Source organism: Bartonella sp. AC70YNML, from assembly GCF_042196545.1.
In the GTDB taxonomy this organism is placed as follows: domain Bacteria; phylum Pseudomonadota; class Alphaproteobacteria; order Rhizobiales; family Rhizobiaceae; genus Bartonella.
Map to the genome: position 1 here is coordinate 183,900 of NZ_JBHIQK010000001.1, position 17,289 is coordinate 201,188.

17 protein-coding genes are annotated in these 17,289 nt (G+C 38.3%); 2 read left to right on the plus strand and 15 right to left on the minus strand.

Translation table 11 applies throughout. The annotated features are described in order from the left end of the window. The first annotated feature begins 5 nt into the window (after window positions 1-5). Window positions 6-1,196, plus strand: a complete 1,191-nt coding sequence (locus ACFIMU_RS00915) for a bifunctional 2-C-methyl-D-erythritol 4-phosphate cytidylyltransferase/2-C-methyl-D-erythritol 2,4-cyclodiphosphate synthase (protein WP_375686413.1) — start codon at window positions 6-8, stop codon at window positions 1,194-1,196. After that, window positions 1,193-1,681, plus strand: a complete 489-nt coding sequence (locus ACFIMU_RS00920; protein ID WP_375610192.1) for a CinA family protein — start codon at window positions 1,193-1,195, stop codon at window positions 1,679-1,681. Before ACFIMU_RS00915 ends, ACFIMU_RS00920 begins: the two co-directional genes overlap by 4 nt. Before the next feature lie 599 nt (window positions 1,682-2,280). On the opposite strand, the gene ACFIMU_RS00925 is transcribed toward ACFIMU_RS00920, so the two are convergent. From ACFIMU_RS00925 to tpiA, 15 genes are all read right to left on the minus strand, one after another. After that, the gene (locus tag ACFIMU_RS00925; RefSeq protein WP_273791149.1) at window positions 2,281-2,742 is read right to left on the minus strand and encodes a type II toxin-antitoxin system RatA family toxin; all 462 of its coding nucleotides are present in this window, start codon (window positions 2,740-2,742) and stop codon (window positions 2,281-2,283) included. Between the two features lie 2 nt (window positions 2,743-2,744). Next, on the minus strand, window positions 2,745-3,707 hold the full coding sequence (gene lipA, locus ACFIMU_RS00930) for a lipoyl synthase (RefSeq protein WP_375614947.1): 963 nt from the start codon (window positions 3,705-3,707) through the stop codon (window positions 2,745-2,747). A gap of 67 nt (window positions 3,708-3,774) precedes the next feature. Next, window positions 3,775-5,235: a dihydrolipoyl dehydrogenase gene (lpdA, locus tag ACFIMU_RS00935; RefSeq protein ID WP_375614378.1), complete on the minus strand. Its 1,461-nt coding sequence runs from the start codon at window positions 5,233-5,235 to the stop codon at window positions 3,775-3,777. Between the two features lie 224 nt (window positions 5,236-5,459). Next, the gene (locus tag ACFIMU_RS00940) at window positions 5,460-6,803 is read right to left on the minus strand and encodes a pyruvate dehydrogenase complex dihydrolipoamide acetyltransferase (RefSeq protein ID WP_375606249.1); all 1,344 of its coding nucleotides are present in this window, start codon (window positions 6,801-6,803) and stop codon (window positions 5,460-5,462) included. A 14-nt stretch (window positions 6,804-6,817) separates the two neighbouring features. After that, a complete protein-coding gene (locus ACFIMU_RS00945) occupies window positions 6,818-8,185 on the minus strand; it encodes a pyruvate dehydrogenase complex E1 component subunit beta (protein ID WP_375606250.1) in 1,368 nt (455 codons plus the stop codon). A 16-nt stretch (window positions 8,186-8,201) separates the two neighbouring features. Next, window positions 8,202-9,242: a pyruvate dehydrogenase (acetyl-transferring) E1 component subunit alpha gene (gene pdhA / locus ACFIMU_RS00950; protein ID WP_375606251.1), complete on the minus strand. Its 1,041-nt coding sequence runs from the start codon at window positions 9,240-9,242 to the stop codon at window positions 8,202-8,204. Window positions 9,243-9,378: 136 nt separating this feature from the next. Further along, a complete protein-coding gene (locus ACFIMU_RS00955) occupies window positions 9,379-9,690 on the minus strand; it encodes a septum formation initiator family protein (protein WP_012754998.1) in 312 nt (103 codons plus the stop codon). 184 nt (window positions 9,691-9,874) lie between these two features. Further along, the gene (locus ACFIMU_RS00960) at window positions 9,875-10,327 is read right to left on the minus strand and encodes a TM2 domain-containing protein (RefSeq protein ID WP_375606252.1); all 453 of its coding nucleotides are present in this window, start codon (window positions 10,325-10,327) and stop codon (window positions 9,875-9,877) included. 377 nt (window positions 10,328-10,704) lie between these two features. Continuing rightward, window positions 10,705-11,115 carry a TM2 domain-containing protein gene (locus ACFIMU_RS00965; RefSeq protein ID WP_375606253.1) on the minus strand — a complete coding sequence of 137 codons (411 nt, stop codon included), beginning with the start codon at window positions 11,113-11,115 and terminating at the stop codon, window positions 10,705-10,707. Window positions 11,116-11,498: 383 nt separating this feature from the next. Continuing rightward, window positions 11,499-11,906, minus strand: coding sequence for a TM2 domain-containing protein (locus tag ACFIMU_RS00970; RefSeq protein ID WP_375606254.1), 408 nt, complete (start codon window positions 11,904-11,906; stop codon window positions 11,499-11,501). Window positions 11,907-12,021: 115 nt separating this feature from the next. Continuing rightward, entirely contained in the window at window positions 12,022-13,290 is a 1,269-nt protein-coding gene (eno, locus tag ACFIMU_RS00975) for a phosphopyruvate hydratase (RefSeq protein ID WP_375606255.1), read from the minus strand. Between the two features lie 69 nt (window positions 13,291-13,359). Continuing rightward, window positions 13,360-14,196: a 3-deoxy-8-phosphooctulonate synthase gene (gene kdsA, locus ACFIMU_RS00980; RefSeq protein ID WP_375606256.1), complete on the minus strand. Its 837-nt coding sequence runs from the start codon at window positions 14,194-14,196 to the stop codon at window positions 13,360-13,362. A gap of 36 nt (window positions 14,197-14,232) precedes the next feature. Continuing rightward, complete coding sequence (locus tag ACFIMU_RS00985; protein ID WP_375606257.1) at window positions 14,233-15,861, minus strand: CTP synthase; 1,629 nt, start codon at window positions 15,859-15,861, stop codon at window positions 14,233-14,235. 127 nt (window positions 15,862-15,988) lie between these two features. Beyond that, window positions 15,989-16,441: a preprotein translocase subunit SecG gene (secG, locus tag ACFIMU_RS00990; protein WP_375606258.1), complete on the minus strand. Its 453-nt coding sequence runs from the start codon at window positions 16,439-16,441 to the stop codon at window positions 15,989-15,991. Window positions 16,442-16,523: 82 nt separating this feature from the next. Next, window positions 16,524-17,288: a triose-phosphate isomerase gene (gene tpiA / locus ACFIMU_RS00995; RefSeq protein ID WP_375614954.1), complete on the minus strand. Its 765-nt coding sequence runs from the start codon at window positions 17,286-17,288 to the stop codon at window positions 16,524-16,526. Window position 17,289 lies beyond the last annotated feature (1 nt).

The following is a 17,289-nucleotide window of genomic DNA, read 5'->3' on the forward strand; positions in this document are numbered from 1 at the left end:
TAAGTATTTCTATTGCAGCAATAATATTAGCCGCTGGACGCGGTGAAAGAGCAGGATCTCCCCATAAAATTCCAAAACAATATCGGCTTCTAGGACAAAAGCCAATTATTTATCATACCTTGCATTGTTTTTTGCAGCATCCAGCTATCACAACAATTATTCTTGTTATTCATCCAGAAGATCGTCAAATCTGTGAACAAGCTATTGACGATTTTAAAGAGCGCCTTATTATCGTTGAAGGAGGCAATACACGTCAAATCTCTACCTTATATGGACTTCAGGCACTCAAAAAATTTGCCCCCCGATATGTGCATATTCATGATGGTGCACGCCCTTTTATAGAAAACAAGCTTCTTAATAACATTCACAACACTATCACACCTCAAGAAGGTGTTCTTCCTGTTCTGCCCATCTCTGATACCCTTAAACGTATAAATAATCAGCATGTTTTAGAAACAATTCCCCGTACCCATCTTTATAGAGCACAAACTCCACAGTGTTTTCCCTTTGAACATATCTTAGCGGCTCATAAACAAGCAAAACAAGCTTGCAAACAAGAATTCACTGACGATTCTGCAATTGCCGAATGGTTTGGAATTCCTATGCGTACTGTTCTTGGGGATCCTAACAACATAAAAATTACATGGCATGAAGATTTTAATACTGCCCATTTATATCTCCAAAAGAAAATGCAAATATTTCCTGATATTCGTACCGGCAATGGTTATGATGTTCACTCTTTTGAGGATGGTGATTTTCTTATATTATGTGGTATAAAAATTCCTTTTCATAAAAAATTAAATGGACACTCCGATGCGGATGTTGCTCTTCATGCATTAACAGATGCCCTTCTTGCAACTCAAGGTGCTGGAGATATCGGTACACATTTTCCTCCCTCTGATCCTCAATGGAAAAATGTATCATCAGAAATTTTTCTCCGTCATGCTCTTGATATTATAAAACAAGCAGGTGGTCGTATTGCCAATGTTGATATCACAATTATCGCTGAAAATCCTAAAATTGGTCCCTATCGTCATGCCATGACAGAAAATCTTATGACAATACTTGCAATGACACCTGATCGAATCTCTATCAAAGCAACAACAAATGAACGACTTGGATTTATTGGTCGTGGTGAGGGAATTGCTGCTCTTGCAACAGCGAGCGTCCTTTATTCAGGAGAAATTCCCCAATGACATATCTTTGTGAAAAACACGCACATGAAGTCCTTAATACCTTTCGCCAAAAAGGTTTGCTGTTAACAACTGTAGAGTCTTGTACAGGAGGACTCATTGCTGCAAGCCTCACAAATATTGCAGGATCGTCAGATGTTCTCGATTGTGGATTTGTTGTTTATTCAAATGAATCCAAAACACGCCTTGTTGGCGTTTGTGCTGAACTTATAAGAACCTATGGTGCCGTTTCAAAAGAAGTTGCTCTTGCAATGGCTGAAGGCGGATTAAAACATTCACAAGCTGACATTGCAGTTTCTGTAACAGGAATTGCTGGTCCAGGAGGTGCAAGTTTTGATAAACCTGTAGGACTTGTGCATTGCGCAGTAGCTTATAAAAACCACTCCCCCCTGCACAAAGAAATGCACTTTTCTCATCTTAATCGCAATGCTATCCGCCATGCAACTGTTGAAAATGCTTTTAAAATGATTCTGGAATTGCTTCACTGAATTCCCCATATTAATTTCAAAATTCTTTATTCGCCATCGAGTCTATAATCGTCAATATCTTGAAAAAATTTTATTGTATCACAACTTGAAAATGAAAGATCTCAATAGCGTAAAGTTATCTCACTTTAGTCCTGTGTAGGTTGAATTAATCAAATTTATTCACTTACACGCCACAAGAGAAAAAACTATATAAATAAAATAATTAAAGAAAAAGACACTTGTACTTCTCTCAAGTGCTAAGAGCTGGCGCGCAACATCTTGAGAGATAGCAAATAAATGATGCAGGAGGACTTCTTCATAAGTGTACAGATGTAGATTTTATATACTTTTACGAGAATCTATACTATTTATTATGAGCACTATTATGAAATGGGTATGACGCAAGCATGTTCTATTTGGGCGTTTCGTTTAACGAGTGTGCATCCATTAAAAAAGAGAAAAACAAAAGCATGAAGCTGTGCATCATCTTCATCATTTAAAATGATATTCCTTCAATATGCTTTTGAAAGCTGAATTAAAAACAAATAGTAAAGATGGAAACCCGTTTTCACCTTCACGCTGTTTAAGCAATACGTATTGTTAAAAAATAACAGAATAGACTATGTTACCGTAGAGCCATAAATCTGATGCGCACGCTTCTCAAAAGCCTCGGTAAATTTACGAAACGCAATATCAAACATTGAGCCCATCACTAATCCAAGCGTTTTACTTTTAAATTCATAATCAATAAAAAACTCTACATTACATGCATTGGTATTTTCAATATCATGAAAAGCCCAACGATTTTCAAGATATTTGAATGGACCATCAATATATTTAACTTCTATAAGACTTTTTTCCGGCTGAAGAAATACTTGAGTCGTAAAAGTTTCACGAATAATCTTATAACCAACGGTCATATCCGCAAGAAGCAATATTTTTTTTCCATATTCTTTTCGAGAACGTATTATTAAAGACTCACACATTGGTAAAAATTCAGGATAACGCTCAATATCTGAAACCAGATCAAACATTTCACTGGCACTATGGGTGATCTGCCGATGTATTGTAAAAATCGGCATAATTATCTCTGTAAGGAAAATTTTTCATCACGCGCTTTTTGCAAAATGGCAAAATCATCTCCAGCATGATGAGATGAACGCGTTAGAGGATTGGAGGCCATATGTAAAAATCCTTTTACTTTACCAATCTTGGCAAAAGACTCAAATTCTTCAGGAGGCACAAAACGAACAACTGGATGATGTTTTCGTGTAGGCTGCAAATATTGTCCAATTGTCATAAAGTCAACATCAGCAGCGCGCAAGTCATCCATCAATTGCAAAACTTCATTTCGCTCCTCCCCAAGGCCAACCATAATTCCCGATTTTGTAAAAATTGTTGGATCAAGTTCTTTAACACGTTGTAATAAACGAATTGAATGAAAATAACGTGCCCCTGGACGGACCTTCAAATATTTAGAAGGAACTGTTTCTAAGTTATGATTAAAAACATCAGGCTTAGCAGCAACAACAACTTCTAAAGCGCCATCCTTATGACGAAAATCAGGTGTAAGAACTTCAATTGTTGTTTTAGGAGTTTTTTGACGAATCGCATAAATAACTTTTGCAAAATGCTCAGCACCACCATCAGCAAGATCATCACGATCAACAGATGTAATGACAACATGTTTTAGTGCCATCTGTGCAACAGCATCAGCGACACGTTCTGGCTCATTATGATCAACGGCAAGTGGAATACCTGTTGCAACGTTACAAAAAGCACAAGCACGCGTACATATTTCACCTAAAATCATAAAGCTAGCATGCCTCTGGCTCCAACATTCGCCAATATTAGGGCAACCAGCTTCTTCACATACAGTCACTAACTTATGCGTACGTACAATACCATGTGTTTCCTTATAAATTGGTGATGTTGGCGCTTTTACACGAATCCAATCCGGCTTTTTTTGAACGCTTGTATCCGGACGATGCGCCTTTTCAGGATGGCGCAAACGTCTATTCGTAACTCTATCAACAACCGTAACCATTTAAGCCTTTGCCTTATAAATACGAAGGAGCAATGAAAAATTTAAAATCTTTCATACAATCTAATCATCAAGCGTTTAAAACTTGATCATAAGCATCCAATACACTTTCTTTCATCATTTCCGATAAAGTCGGATGTGGAAAAACAGTATGCATTAATTCTTCCTCTGTTGTTTCAAGATTCATGGCAATGACAAACCCCTGTATTAATTCTGTTACCTCAGCTCCTACCATATGGGCCCCAAGAAGCTGTCCTGTTTTTTTATCAAAAATTGTTTTTACTAACCCTTGATCTTCACCCAGAGCAATCGCTTTGCCATTCGCGGAAAAAGAATAACGACCAATACGTATATCATACCCTGCTTCTTTTGCTGTCGCTTCTGAAAGCCCTACAGAAGCAACTTGCGGTGTGCAATAGGTGCATCCTGGAATTTTTTTCTTATCAAGCGGATGAACATTCTTTAAACCAGCAAGATGTTCAATACATATTACGCCTTCTTCTTCTGCTTTATGGGCTAACATAGGAGGACCTGCCACATCACCGATAGCATAAATACCCGAAACTCCTGTCCAACTCCATTCATCAGTTACAATACACCCACGATCGGTTTTTATTCCCAAAGCTTCTAATCCAAGATTCTCAATATTACCCTGCACCCCAACAGCAGAAATCAACCGATCAACAGTCATTGTCTCTTTTTTACCTTGAATATCAATATGTACAGTTACAGAATCGGAAGATTTTTCAACCCTTGTTACTTTTGCTTGACGAAGAACACGTAAACCTTTTTTCTCTAATTGTTTACAAGCAAATGTTGAAATTTCAATATCTTCAGCAGGCATGATGTGGGGCATTATTTCAACAACAGTGACTGTCGCTCCCATATCATGATAAAAAGAGGCAAATTCAATGCCTATAGCCCCAGACCCTATGACCAAAAGCGATTTTGGCATTTCTGGCGGTATCATAGCTTCAAAATAAGTCCAAATGAGATTTCCATCTGGCTCAATACCAGGAAGGACACGAGGACGTGCTCCCGTTGCAATAATGATATGCTTTGCTTGGTAAGTTCCCTCTCCCAAGGTCCCTTTAGGGACTGGATTTTGTGGTTGCATAACCGGTTTGGAGGATGAAGAAACCATAATTTCCGCAAGCTGGCTTCCCTTTGCTTCTTTAGTAAGCTTTGCTTCACCCCAGATAATATCAATTTTATTTTTTTTCATTAAAAAAGCAACACCAGCATTTAAACGTGCTGAAACACCGCGTGAACGTGCCACAACATTTTTGATGTTTGCCTCAATTGAACCATTAATTTTTAGTCCATAATCTTTTGCATGTTCAGCAAAATGTTTCATTTCCGCTGAACGTAAAAGAGCCTTTGTTGGAATACATCCCCAATTTAAACAAATCCCTCCCAAATGTTCACGTTCAACAATCGCAGTCTTAAAGCCACATTGCGCTGCACGAATTGCGGTTACATATCCGCCTGGACCTGATCCAATCACAATTACATCATAAAGATTTGCCACAGTAATTCCTCCATGGATATATATAAAATGGATATGCATTTTTTGAACTTAAAAATGAAAATGAACATAAAAGAATTATCTTTATGTCTTTATACTCTAAGCTTTCTATAAATGCTTTACCCAAACTAGAAACAGCAATACCTCTGCTCTTCAAACTCTTTAAATTTGTTTTTATTCTCTTAAATACACTCTCTCACAATTTACGTGAAGAACTGTTAAACAGTTCAAACCAACATTGCTAATGGATTTTCAATCATCTTCTTAAAAGTCCGCGCGAGCTCTGCTGCTAAAGCACCATCGACAGCACGATGATCCGCAGAAATTGTAACTGACATAACTGTCGCAATGGCTAAAGCACCATTTTTAACAACAGCACGTTGCTCCCCTGCACCAATCGCAAAAATTGTCGCATGCGGTGGATTAAGAATAGCAGAAAAACTTTTCACACCATACATCCCCATATTGGATACAGCTGTTGTTCCACCCTGATATTCTTCCATTTTTAACTTGCCCTCACGCGCACGCTTTGCAAAATCCTTCATCTCTTTGGAAATAAGCGATAACGGCTTTTCCTCTGCATGGCGAATAATCGGCGTAATTAATCCATTGGGAATAGAAACAGCAACCCCAACATCACAATGTTTATGATGAAGCATTCCACCTTCAAGCCAAGAGACATTCGCATCAGGAACCGCTTTCAAAGAAAGTGCAACAGCTTTGATCACCATATCATTAACAGAAATCTTATAAGTAGGCTTAGCTTCTTCCTGCATCTTAACCATTGGTGCAGCAACATTCAATTGTGTACGCAGCGCTAATAGCGCATCAAGTTCACAATCTACCGTTACATAAAAATGTGGGACTTTCTGTTTTGATTCCACCAAACGTGTCGCGATTGTTTTACGCATATTATTATGGGGTGTGAAGACATATTCATCCTCTTTGAAGAGTTTCAATATCTGTTTCTCAGAAGCACCTGCGGCTACTGGCTCTCCTGTCTGTGACGAATAAGAAATCTTAGAAATATCACCGCTCATAACTTTTTCTACATCACGCTTAATAATACGCCCATGCGGCCCACTCCCAGAAATAAGGGATAAATCAAGACCTGCCTGAGATGCTAATCGCCGCGCTAAGGGAGAAGCAAAAAGACGAGCTCCCTTTTTATCTTGCTGTATTAATTGCCCAGTTGATGATTCATGAGACATTTTTATTCCCTTTGAGTCCGTCTGTTTCAGAGAATCTGTCTGTTTGATACCCTCTAGTTTTTGTCTTGTAGAAGAAGAGATTTCTTCTGTAACTTTTGCAGCTTCAGCTAAATCTTCACCTTCTTCTGCTAAAACAACAATTAAAGCATTTACTTTAACGCCTTGTGTTCCAGCAGGAACAACAATTTTAGCAACCCTACCTTCATCAACAGCTTCGACCTCCATCGTCGCTTTATCCGTCTCAATCTCAGCAATAACATCACCAGAGGAAACCTTATCTCCCTCCTTAATATTCCATTTTGTTAAATTTCCCTCTTCCATCGTAGGGGAAAGCGCTGGCATTGTAATTTTAATGGGCATTATGCTTTCCTCCGTTATGCTCTGTATGTCACAGCCTTAACGGCCTCAATAATTTCAGCAGTATTAGGCAAAGCCAACTTCTCAAGATTAGCGGCATAAGGCATCGGAACATCTTTGCCAGAAATCGTAGCAATTGGCGCATCAAGATAGTCAAAAGCCTGCTGCATAACACGCGTTGCTATTTCAGTTCCCACGGATGACTGAGGAAATCCCTCTTCAATTGTTACCAAACGACCTGTTTTTTTAACTGAAGAAAGAATTGTTGGAAGATCCATCGGGCGAATGGTTCGTAAATCAATCAATTCAACATCAATACCAAGTTTTTCAATTTCTGGTAATGCTTCAACCGCGTAATGCATTCCAATCCCACATGCAACAATTGTCACATCTTGTCCAGACTTATGAATACGCGCCTTACCAATAGGTAAAACAAAATCATCGAGTTGAGGAACATCAAATTGATGCCCGTACAAAATCTCATTTTCAAGGAAAACAACAGGATTATCATCACGAATAGCAGCTTTCAGCAAACCTTTTGCATCTGCAGCGCTATAAGGCATAACAACTTTCAGACCTGGTATATGACTATACCATGCTGCATAACATTGAGAATGTTGAGCACCAACACGGGCAGCCGCACCATTGGGACCTCGGAAAACCATAGGAGCGGTCATTTGTCCACCAGACATATAACGTGTCTTGGCTGCTGAGTTAATAATTTGGTCCATCGCCTGCATCGCAAAATTAAAGGTCATAAACTCGACAATAGGACGTAACCCACCAAAAGCAGCCCCGACAGCCAGCCCAGCAAAGCCGTGCTCTGTAATTGGGGTATCAATAACTCGGCGTTCTCCGAATTCTTCCAACAAACCTTGACTAACCTTATAGGCACCTTGATATTGCGCAACTTCTTCCCCCATAAGAAAAACTGTTTCATCACGCCGCATTTCTTCAGCCAAAGCCTGATTAAGCGCTTCACGAACTGTCATTGTAACCATTTGTGTTCCCGCTGGAATATCAAAATTAAGAGATGTATCAAAAGTAGGAGCAGCCTGCGGAACTGACAAAGGCAGAGAAAGAGAAGATTCCTTAGGTTTTTGTGCTGTATCAGTAGGTTGCGAAATATCCTCAGCACGCTCACCTTCTTCTAACAAAATTGCGATAACAGTGTTAACCTTTACGCCTTCTGAACCTTCAGGCACAAAAATTTTACCAAGAGTACCTTCATCAACGGACTCTACTTCCATTGTAGCCTTATCCGTTTCAATTTCAGCAATAACATCGCCAGAGCTAACCTTATCACCTTCTTTCTTGAGCCATTTAGACAGTTTACCTTCTTCCATAGTTGGTGAAAGCGCCGGCATCAAAATATCAATAGACATACTTGCTTCCCTCGCATCAAACTAAAATATCAGTATAGAGCTCAGAAGCATCTGGCTCTTGATCACTTTGTGCAAAATCTACCGCATCAGCAACAATTGCACGGACCTCTTTCTCAATAGATTTTAAATCGTCCTCGCTCGCCCAATTTTTTTTAAGAATCCGACTTTTTACTTGATCAATCGGATCGTGTTCCTCTTTTATTTTTTGGACTTCTTCCTTTGAACGATATTTCGCTGGATCAGACATGGAATGACCACGATAGCGATAGGTTTGCATATCAAGAATGATCGGCCCTTTACCTGAGCGTGCCCAAGAAATTGCTTCATCAGCAGCTCCTTTTACTGATCGAACATCCATACCGTCAACAACAATACCTGGAATTTCAAAAGAAAGACCACGACGGGAAAAATCAGTTTCTGCAGATGCACGTGAAACGGACGTTCCCATAGCATACTGATTATTTTCAATAATATAAACAACAGGCAGCTTCCAAAGTGAAGCCATATTAAAACTCTCGTAAACCTGCCCCTGATTTGCAGCACCATCACCAAAATAAACCAATGTCACATTATCTTTATCAAGATATTGATTCGAAAATGCCAAGCCTGAACCAATGGGAACCTGTGCCCCAACAATACCATGTCCCCCATAAAAGTTTTTTTCTTTAGAGAACATATGCATCGAGCCACCTTTCCCTTTGGAAAAGCCCCCTTGGCGCCCCGTTAATTCTGCCATAACACCACGCGGACTCATCCCAACCGCTAACATATGTCCATGATCACGGTAAGACGTAATAACCTGATCACCTTCTTTTGCCGCTTTCAATGTTCCAACAACAACGGCTTCCTGTCCAATATAAAGATGACAAAACCCCCCAATAAGCCCCATACCGTAAAGTTGTCCTGCTTTTTCTTCAAAACGGCGAATTAAAAGCATTTCACGATAGGCAACAATTTCTTCCTCTTTTGTAAAAGAGGCTATTGGTGCTTTCTTTGTAGTGCTTGATAATACAGTGTGCGCTACCGACGCAGAATTTTTTTTAAGTCGTTCTGCCATATTAAACTCCCTTTTATGATTATCTAGGAATAACCTTTACGAACAAAAGTTACAAGCCTTATCAATCGGCTTAAACAATATCATTGCTGATTGTTGTCTAAATTAAGCGATTTTTCATTTACCTTTAGTATCAATTTCAAGGTATTAAGATTGTCAGTTCATTTGGCTTAGAGAAGTTCAAATTCTTTCGGACATACTCATCCAACATATCTTTTTCTATATGCCCGTTGCGTAAAAGAGAAATACGCTTTTCCATGAATATCCGCTCAGCTTCTATTTTATGAAGCTCCTTTTCTAATTCACTAATATGCTGATTAACTTCACTGCGTGAATACAATCCATACTCACCATGATAAATGTGATAACTGAAATAGCTTAAGACTCCCACCGTCATAAGAGGTAGTACAAAGCGTACTTTGATTGATCGACGTTTCTGCTTTGTCCACATAAAATAGCACAGTCTTTACAGCACAAATTCCTCAATACTCAGCCCAACTATGCACGATTTTGATTAACACCTCATTACTCAATCTACACATGCAAACAATTTGTTACCACCAAAGTCCCCCCCCTTAATACAATTAAAGTAAGCTGAATAACCCACTTTTTATATTATAAATATTGGATATCCTCTAAGTTGTGATTTTACACCCATCTTTGTCCTTAAAACTTCCTGTTAAAATGACTATAAAATCAATCAATACCCAAGGTGTAATTATCAAAAAAATTCCTATAAGCCCTACCGGCATAAATATTACACTTATTATACTTATTACACTTATTATATTTATAAGAAGTATTGCAATGCCAGTTCCAACTTTACCAACCATAAAACGATGAATTCCTAGTCCACCTAGAAAAAAACAAACGACCGCTAACGTCACTTTTGATTGCTGTGACTGACCTTCAGTCAAGATAGGGAAAATAGATTTAATGGTATCCCCTTCACACACAAAATCAACTACGTCACCAATTTTCGGCGGCGTTTTTCCTGACCAATCCCAATTCGCAAATTGATAGCGCTTACCATCAGCCCCTGAAATAAAATAATCTCCTTGATCATGACCAATAATTTTACCTTTCATCTTCACCACCTATAAAATTGTTATTCATAAAGAAGCTTTTCTTCTAATATGATAATATATTGGATAAACCTCACAGCATGAATACAATCTGTATTCACCGTGATATATGACAATTTAAAAAGCTTAAAATCCCCCAACAACTTAAAATTCCCGCAATTATAAGTGGTAAGTACGCTGTTCGATTTGCACTTTTGCTTTTTTCATATGAAATAGTACAATCTTTTTCAATAGTTTTATTTAAATATTCATAATTTTCTTTAATATTTCACATTTAAAGACATAGCCTAAAATAATTTACATTATTAAATTAATATATTGACAACATTAAAAGTAAAGAAAGTTTCTAGCTCTTTACATTTTATATTATTCTAAAATTTCTACCAATTTATAATTTTATCCCCATTTTCATCCCTAAAATATCCGGATAAAATAACTATAAAATCAATGAATGTCCACGGTATAGTAACGAGCAATCCTACACCTGTTATCGTTATAAGAAGCATTACAATGCCTGTCCCAACTTTACCAGCCATAAAGCGATGAATTCCCAATAAACCAAAAAACCAACAAACAAGTGCTATCGCCAATCTTGATTTTTCTGACTGCGATTTACTCAAAAGAGGGAGAACAGATTTAACAACATTATCTTCATATACAAAATCAACGGTATCCCCTACCTTTGGTGTTTTTTTTCCTAACCAATCCCAACTCGTAAATTGATAGCGCTTACCGTCAGCTCCTGAAACGAAATAATCTCCTTGATCTTGACCAATAATTTTACCCTTCATCCTTGCCCACCTATAAAGCTACTCCTCATGTGTTATTCATAAAGAGATTATTTCTAATTCGATAATATGCGGATTAACCTCACGGTATAAATAAAACGCATAAAAACCATGATCAACGTGTAATTGGAATAGTCTTGCCCCCCCAAATAACTAATGTTTTCCCTGCTATAAGCAGCAACCTAAAGTACGCTGTAATTGATTTGCGCTTTTGTTTTACCTATATAAAATAGCACAGTTTTTTCAATATTTTTGTTCAACTGGGCATAGCCTTTTAATATTTTACATTAAAGACATGTAATACAATAACGCAGAGCTATTATGAACTTAATATATTGATAAAAATAAAAAGCGGGCTAGATTACCTCCTTTTTATTATAAGATTTTTAAAAATCTGTAATTTGATTCCCATTTTTATCCGTAAATTTTCCTCCAAGAATGACTATAAAATCAACAACTGCCCAAATTCCGGTAATTATCAATCCAAACAATGATAAAGATAGAACCAGCATTAAAGCACCTGTCCTAACTTTACCAACCATAAAGCGATGGACACCAAAGATACCTGCACACCAACAAAGGAGTGCGAACATCATCTTTGTGTTCTCTGTACCTGTTCTCAACAATGGAAAAACAGAACTGACAACGCCCCCTTCATACACAAAATCAACAGTATCACCGATCCTTGGTGGTTTCTTTCCCAACCAATCCCAAGTCGCAAACTGATAACGCTTACCATCATCACCCGAAACGAGATACATTCCTTGATCTTGAGTAATAATTATACCTCTCATCTTAATCCCTATAAATTTAAATACCTATAAAATTACTGCGCATATGTCTTTGATAAGAAATCTCAATTTCATAATCTAAATAATATCATACTCTCACACTTTGTGCTCACAACTATCAACGATATACATCACCAGCATAACGCGCTTGGGTTCCTAGCATTTCTTCAATACGAATAAGTTGATTGTATTTTGCTAATCTATCCGAACGTGCAAGAGAACCTGTTTTAATTTGTCCACAATTCGTTGCAACCGCAAGATCTGCAATAAAAGAATCCTCTGTTTCGCCTGAACGATGAGATATAATGGCACGATAACCTGCTTTATGTGCTACTTCTACAGCATCAAGTGTTTCACTCAATGTACCAATTTGATTAACTTTTATGAGAATAGAATTGCCTACCCCCATTTTGATACCATCACGCAAACGTGCTGAATTCGTTACAAACAAATCATCACCAACAAGCTGACATCTTTCTCCAATTGTATCCGTGAGTAGCTTCCAACCTTCCCAATCATCCTCTGCCATTCCATCTTCAATTGTAATAATAGGATAATTTTTCACAAGCTGCGCTAAATACTCTACCTGCTCTTGGGTGTCACGGCATTTTCCCTCACCTTTATAAAAATACGAGCCATTTTTATAAAATTCGGTTGAAGCACAGTCTAAACCAATGGCAATTTGTTCACCTGGTTTATAACCACATATCATGATAGATTCCATAATAAAATCAATTGCTTGATCAGCGCTTTTAAATTGAGGTGCAAAACCACCTTCATCACCAACATTGGTATTATAACCTGCACCCTTTAAACGCTTTTTCAACGCATGAAAAATTTCAGCACCATAACGAATTGCTTCTCGAACAGTAGGCGCTCCTATAGGAATAATCATAAACTCTTGAAAATCAATCAAGTTATCAGCATGAACGCCACCATTAATAATGTTCATCATAGGTGTTGGAAGAATATGCGCTTGTGTACCCCCAATATAACGATACAAAGGTAAATTTAATGAAGCCGCAGCTGCTTTTGCAACAGCTAATGAAACACCAAGAAGTGCATTGGCACCAAGACGGGCTTTGTTTGGCGTTCCATCCAAAGCAATCATGGCTTGATCAATAGCGATTTGATTTGTTGCATCCCGACCACCAAGTTCTTCAAGAATTTCGCCATTGACTGCAGCAACTGCTTTTTCAACACCTTTTCCTTGATAGCGCAAACCACCATCACGAAGTTCTATAGCCTCGTGTGCTCCCGTTGAAGCTCCCGAAGGAACCATAGCACGACCAAACGCACCATTTTCCAAATGAACATCAACTTCTACCGTTGGATTACCACGGCTATCAAGAACTTCACGTCCAATGATATCGACAATTATAGTCATATGTATTTCCTTATCCGATAAAAGTCGCGATTCATTTCTAACAACCTATTAATGAAATACTTTTTCTTCTCAATTCAGTTTCTTTGACAGATAATCGAATTCCATTAAAGTCTCAAGCAATCTTTGTAAATCATCAACTTTAATCATATTGGGTCCATCAGAAGGCGCATTATCTGGATCTTGATGCGTTTCTAAAAAAATACCTGCGACCCCAACAGAAACAGCCGCACGCGCTAAAATTTCAACAAATTGACGCTGTCCACCAGATGAAGCCCCCTGCCCCCCAGGTTCTTGAACAGAATGCGTTGCATCAAAAATAACAGGAGCACCCAATGAACGTAAAATAGGCAACGAACGCATATCAGAAACAAGTCGGTTATAACCAAATGACGTGCCTCGCTCACAAAGCATAACATTCGGATTACCACTGTAAACAACCTTTTTTAAAACATTCTCCATGTCCCACGGCGCTAAAAACTGACCTTTTTTAATGTTAATAACACATTCTGTTTTAGCGGCTGCTACCAAAAGATCTGTTTGACGACATAAAAAAGCCGGTATTTGTAAAATATCAACTGTAGAAGAAACAATTGTACATTGCTCTTCTGTATGCACATCAGTTAATATGGGACAATCAAACTCTTTTTTTAAATCAGAAAAAATAGCCATTGCTTTTTCAAGACCAATGCCGCGTGCCGCACTCAAAGAGGTTCTGTTGGCTTTATCGTAACTTGATTTATAAACAAACCTGATACCAAGCTGATCGGTAATTGTTTTAATACGACCAGCCATTTCAAAAGCATGATCTCGACTTTCCATCTGACACGGCCCTGCAATTAATGAAAGAGGCATTTCATTTGAAAAAATCATATTTCCAACTTTCACACGGGCATTTGGTTTAGTCATTTTATCCCTCAAAAGCAAAGTAACCAAATTTATGCATTAAACTAATCGACTTTGTTCTACAGCGGCTTCAATAAAAGAAGAAAAAAGCGGATGTGGATCAAAAGGACGAGATTTTAATTCTGGATGATATTGAACACCAATAAACCATGGATGATCTACATATTCTATCGTTTCTGGTAAAATACCATCAGGAGACATCCCAGAAAAAATCAAACCACACTGTTCTAACTTATCCTTATAATCAATATTGACCTCATAACGATGACGATGTCGCTCGACAATCTTGGTCATCCCATAAATTTGAGCAATATGACTCTCTTCCTTTAATTCAGCAGCAAAAGCACCAAGGCGCATTGAACCGCCGAGATCACCATTTCTTGTACGTTTTTCAAGAACGTCTCCTTTAAGCCATTCTGTCATTAAACCTACAATTGGATTGTCTGTTTCGCAAAATTCACTTGATGAAGCATTCTCAATCTGTGCAATATTGCGTGCAGCTTCTATACAAGCTAATTGCATTCCAAAACAAATTCCTAAAAATGGAACTTTACGCTCTCGTGCAAATTGAATTGCTCGAATCTTCCCTTCAGACCCTCGTGCCCCAAAAGCACCTGGAACCAAAATTCCATGGGCTTTTTGTAAAGCTGAAACAGAATCTTCTTTTTCAAAAAGTTCCGAATCAATCCACTCAATATTAACCTTCACTTTATTCGCTAAACCACCATGCGCAATCGCTTCGATAAGGGATTTATAAGCATCCTTTAAGCCCGTATATTTTCCTACAACAGCAATCGTAACTTCTCCTTCAGGATGGTGAATGCGATGCGTAATATCTTCCCAACGATCCATCTTGGGGGAAGGAGCCGAATCGATTCCAAAAGCGCAAAGAACTTCAGAGTCCAAACCCTCCTTATGGTATGCCATAGGAACATCATAAATTGTTGGCATATCTAATGCCTGAATGACTGCATTGGAGCGAACATTGCAAAAAAGTGATAATTTGCATCGTTCTGTTTCTGGAATAGATCGATCTGCACGTACAAGCAAAATATCAGGAGAAATACCAACTGCTTGCAATTCTTTGACAGAATGTTGTGTTGGTTTCGTTTTTAATTCACCTGCCGAAGGAATATAAGGCATTAAGGTGAGATGGACATAAACGACATTTTGTCTCGGTAGCTCATTGCGAAGCTGACGAATCGCTTCTAGAAAAGGCATTGCTTCAATATCACCAACCGTTCCACCTATCTCACACAAAACAAAATCAAATTCTTCATTTCCCATCGTAATGAATCTCTTAATTTCATCTGTAACATGAGGAATAACTTGGACTGTTGCCCCCAAATAATCACCACGCCGCTCTCGTTCAATGATATTGCGATAAATACGCCCTGTTGTAATATTATCTTGGCTATTTGCAGAACGCCCAGTAAAACGCTCATAATGACCAAGATCAAGATCCGTTTCTGCACCATCATCGGTCACAAATACTTCACCATGTTGATAAGGTGACATCGTACCTGGATCAACATTTAAATAAGGATCAAGTTTGCGAAGACGTACGCGATAGCCACGAGCCTGTAATAACGCTGCTAACGCCGCTGCTGCGATGCCTTTTCCAAGGGAAGAAACCACACCACCAGTAATAAAAACATAACGTGCCATGGGCTTATGGTGATAAGCAATTTATAATGATTTTTCCAGCAAAAAATGCAAAAAGAAACAATTTTTCTTCTAAAATAAAAAAGGTGAAAAAATCACCTTTTTAAAAAGTCTATATTTTCTTAAAAAACTATTTTGTACTGTTATCCGGAACTGTATTTTCAAGAACCGGTGGAACTGGGCTTTCTGCTTCAGGATTTGTGGACTGTTTCTGTTCCTGCGGAGAATTCGAAGGACCTCCTAGCTGCTCAAGAATAGAAGGGGAAGACTCACCATCTGATGATGGGACTGATCCTGAGCCTTTATTGGTAGAATTCTGCTCTGAATTAACCGGTATACGCTTTAAAATATCAGAACTAGAATTTGATATATTACTCACCACGGTAAGTCCAATAGACACAACAAAAAAACAACAGGCTAAAATAGCAGTCAAACGTGTTAAAGGGTTTCGAGATCCACGAGTTTTCATCAACCCTGAGCTATTACTCACACCGAGCCCACCACCTTCTGAAGGTTGAATTAATATAATACCAACCAAAGTAATCACAATCAATAAATGAATAACAATAAGTACTGTTTGCATAAACCCTGCTCTTCAAATAACTCTTTCATGGTTATTTACACATAAATAACACACAATCCAAGGGGTAACTCAAATTTCTCCGCTATAATTTACGATAAACATCGCAAATAGTTAAAAAATCAGTCGCTTTTAAACTTGCTCCACCTATCAAAGCACCATTAACATGAGCAATGCTTAAAAGCTCAAATGCATTGGAGGGTTTTACTGATCCACCATAAAGAAGGCGCATATTATTCCCTTCATCCCCAAAACGAGAGCACATCTCATCACGAATGAAATGATGCACTTTTGCAATATCTTCTACAGTTGCTGTATTGCCGGTGCCTATCGCCCAAACAGGTTCATAAGCGATAATGATATTCTCTGCTGTTGCATCATCTGGTAAAGATCCCTCAAGCTGCTGTGCGAGAACATCCAGCACTTTATTATTATTGCGTTCTTCCAATGTTTCACCAATACATACAAGAGCCACAAGCCCTGCTCGCCACGCTGCTTGCACTTTGGCGCAGACAATAGCATCATTTTCCTGATACACTGTACGACGTTCTGAATGCCCGATAATAACATGACTTGCTCCCGCTTCTTTAAGCATAAAAGCTGAAATATCTCCAGTATAAGGGCCATAGTCATCAAAGTGACAACTTTGTCCTCCTAAAAGGAGATTTTCACCATCCAGCGTATCAGAAGCACGCGATAAAAGCGTTGCTGGAACACAAATTAAAGCTTCAAACAAATGACCTAGATCAGAGCTAACGCCTGTAGCAATAGCACGCAACTCTCCAAGCGATTCACTCGTTCCATTCATTTTCCAATTTCCAGCAAGAAAAGGCCGAATATTTGGAGACATA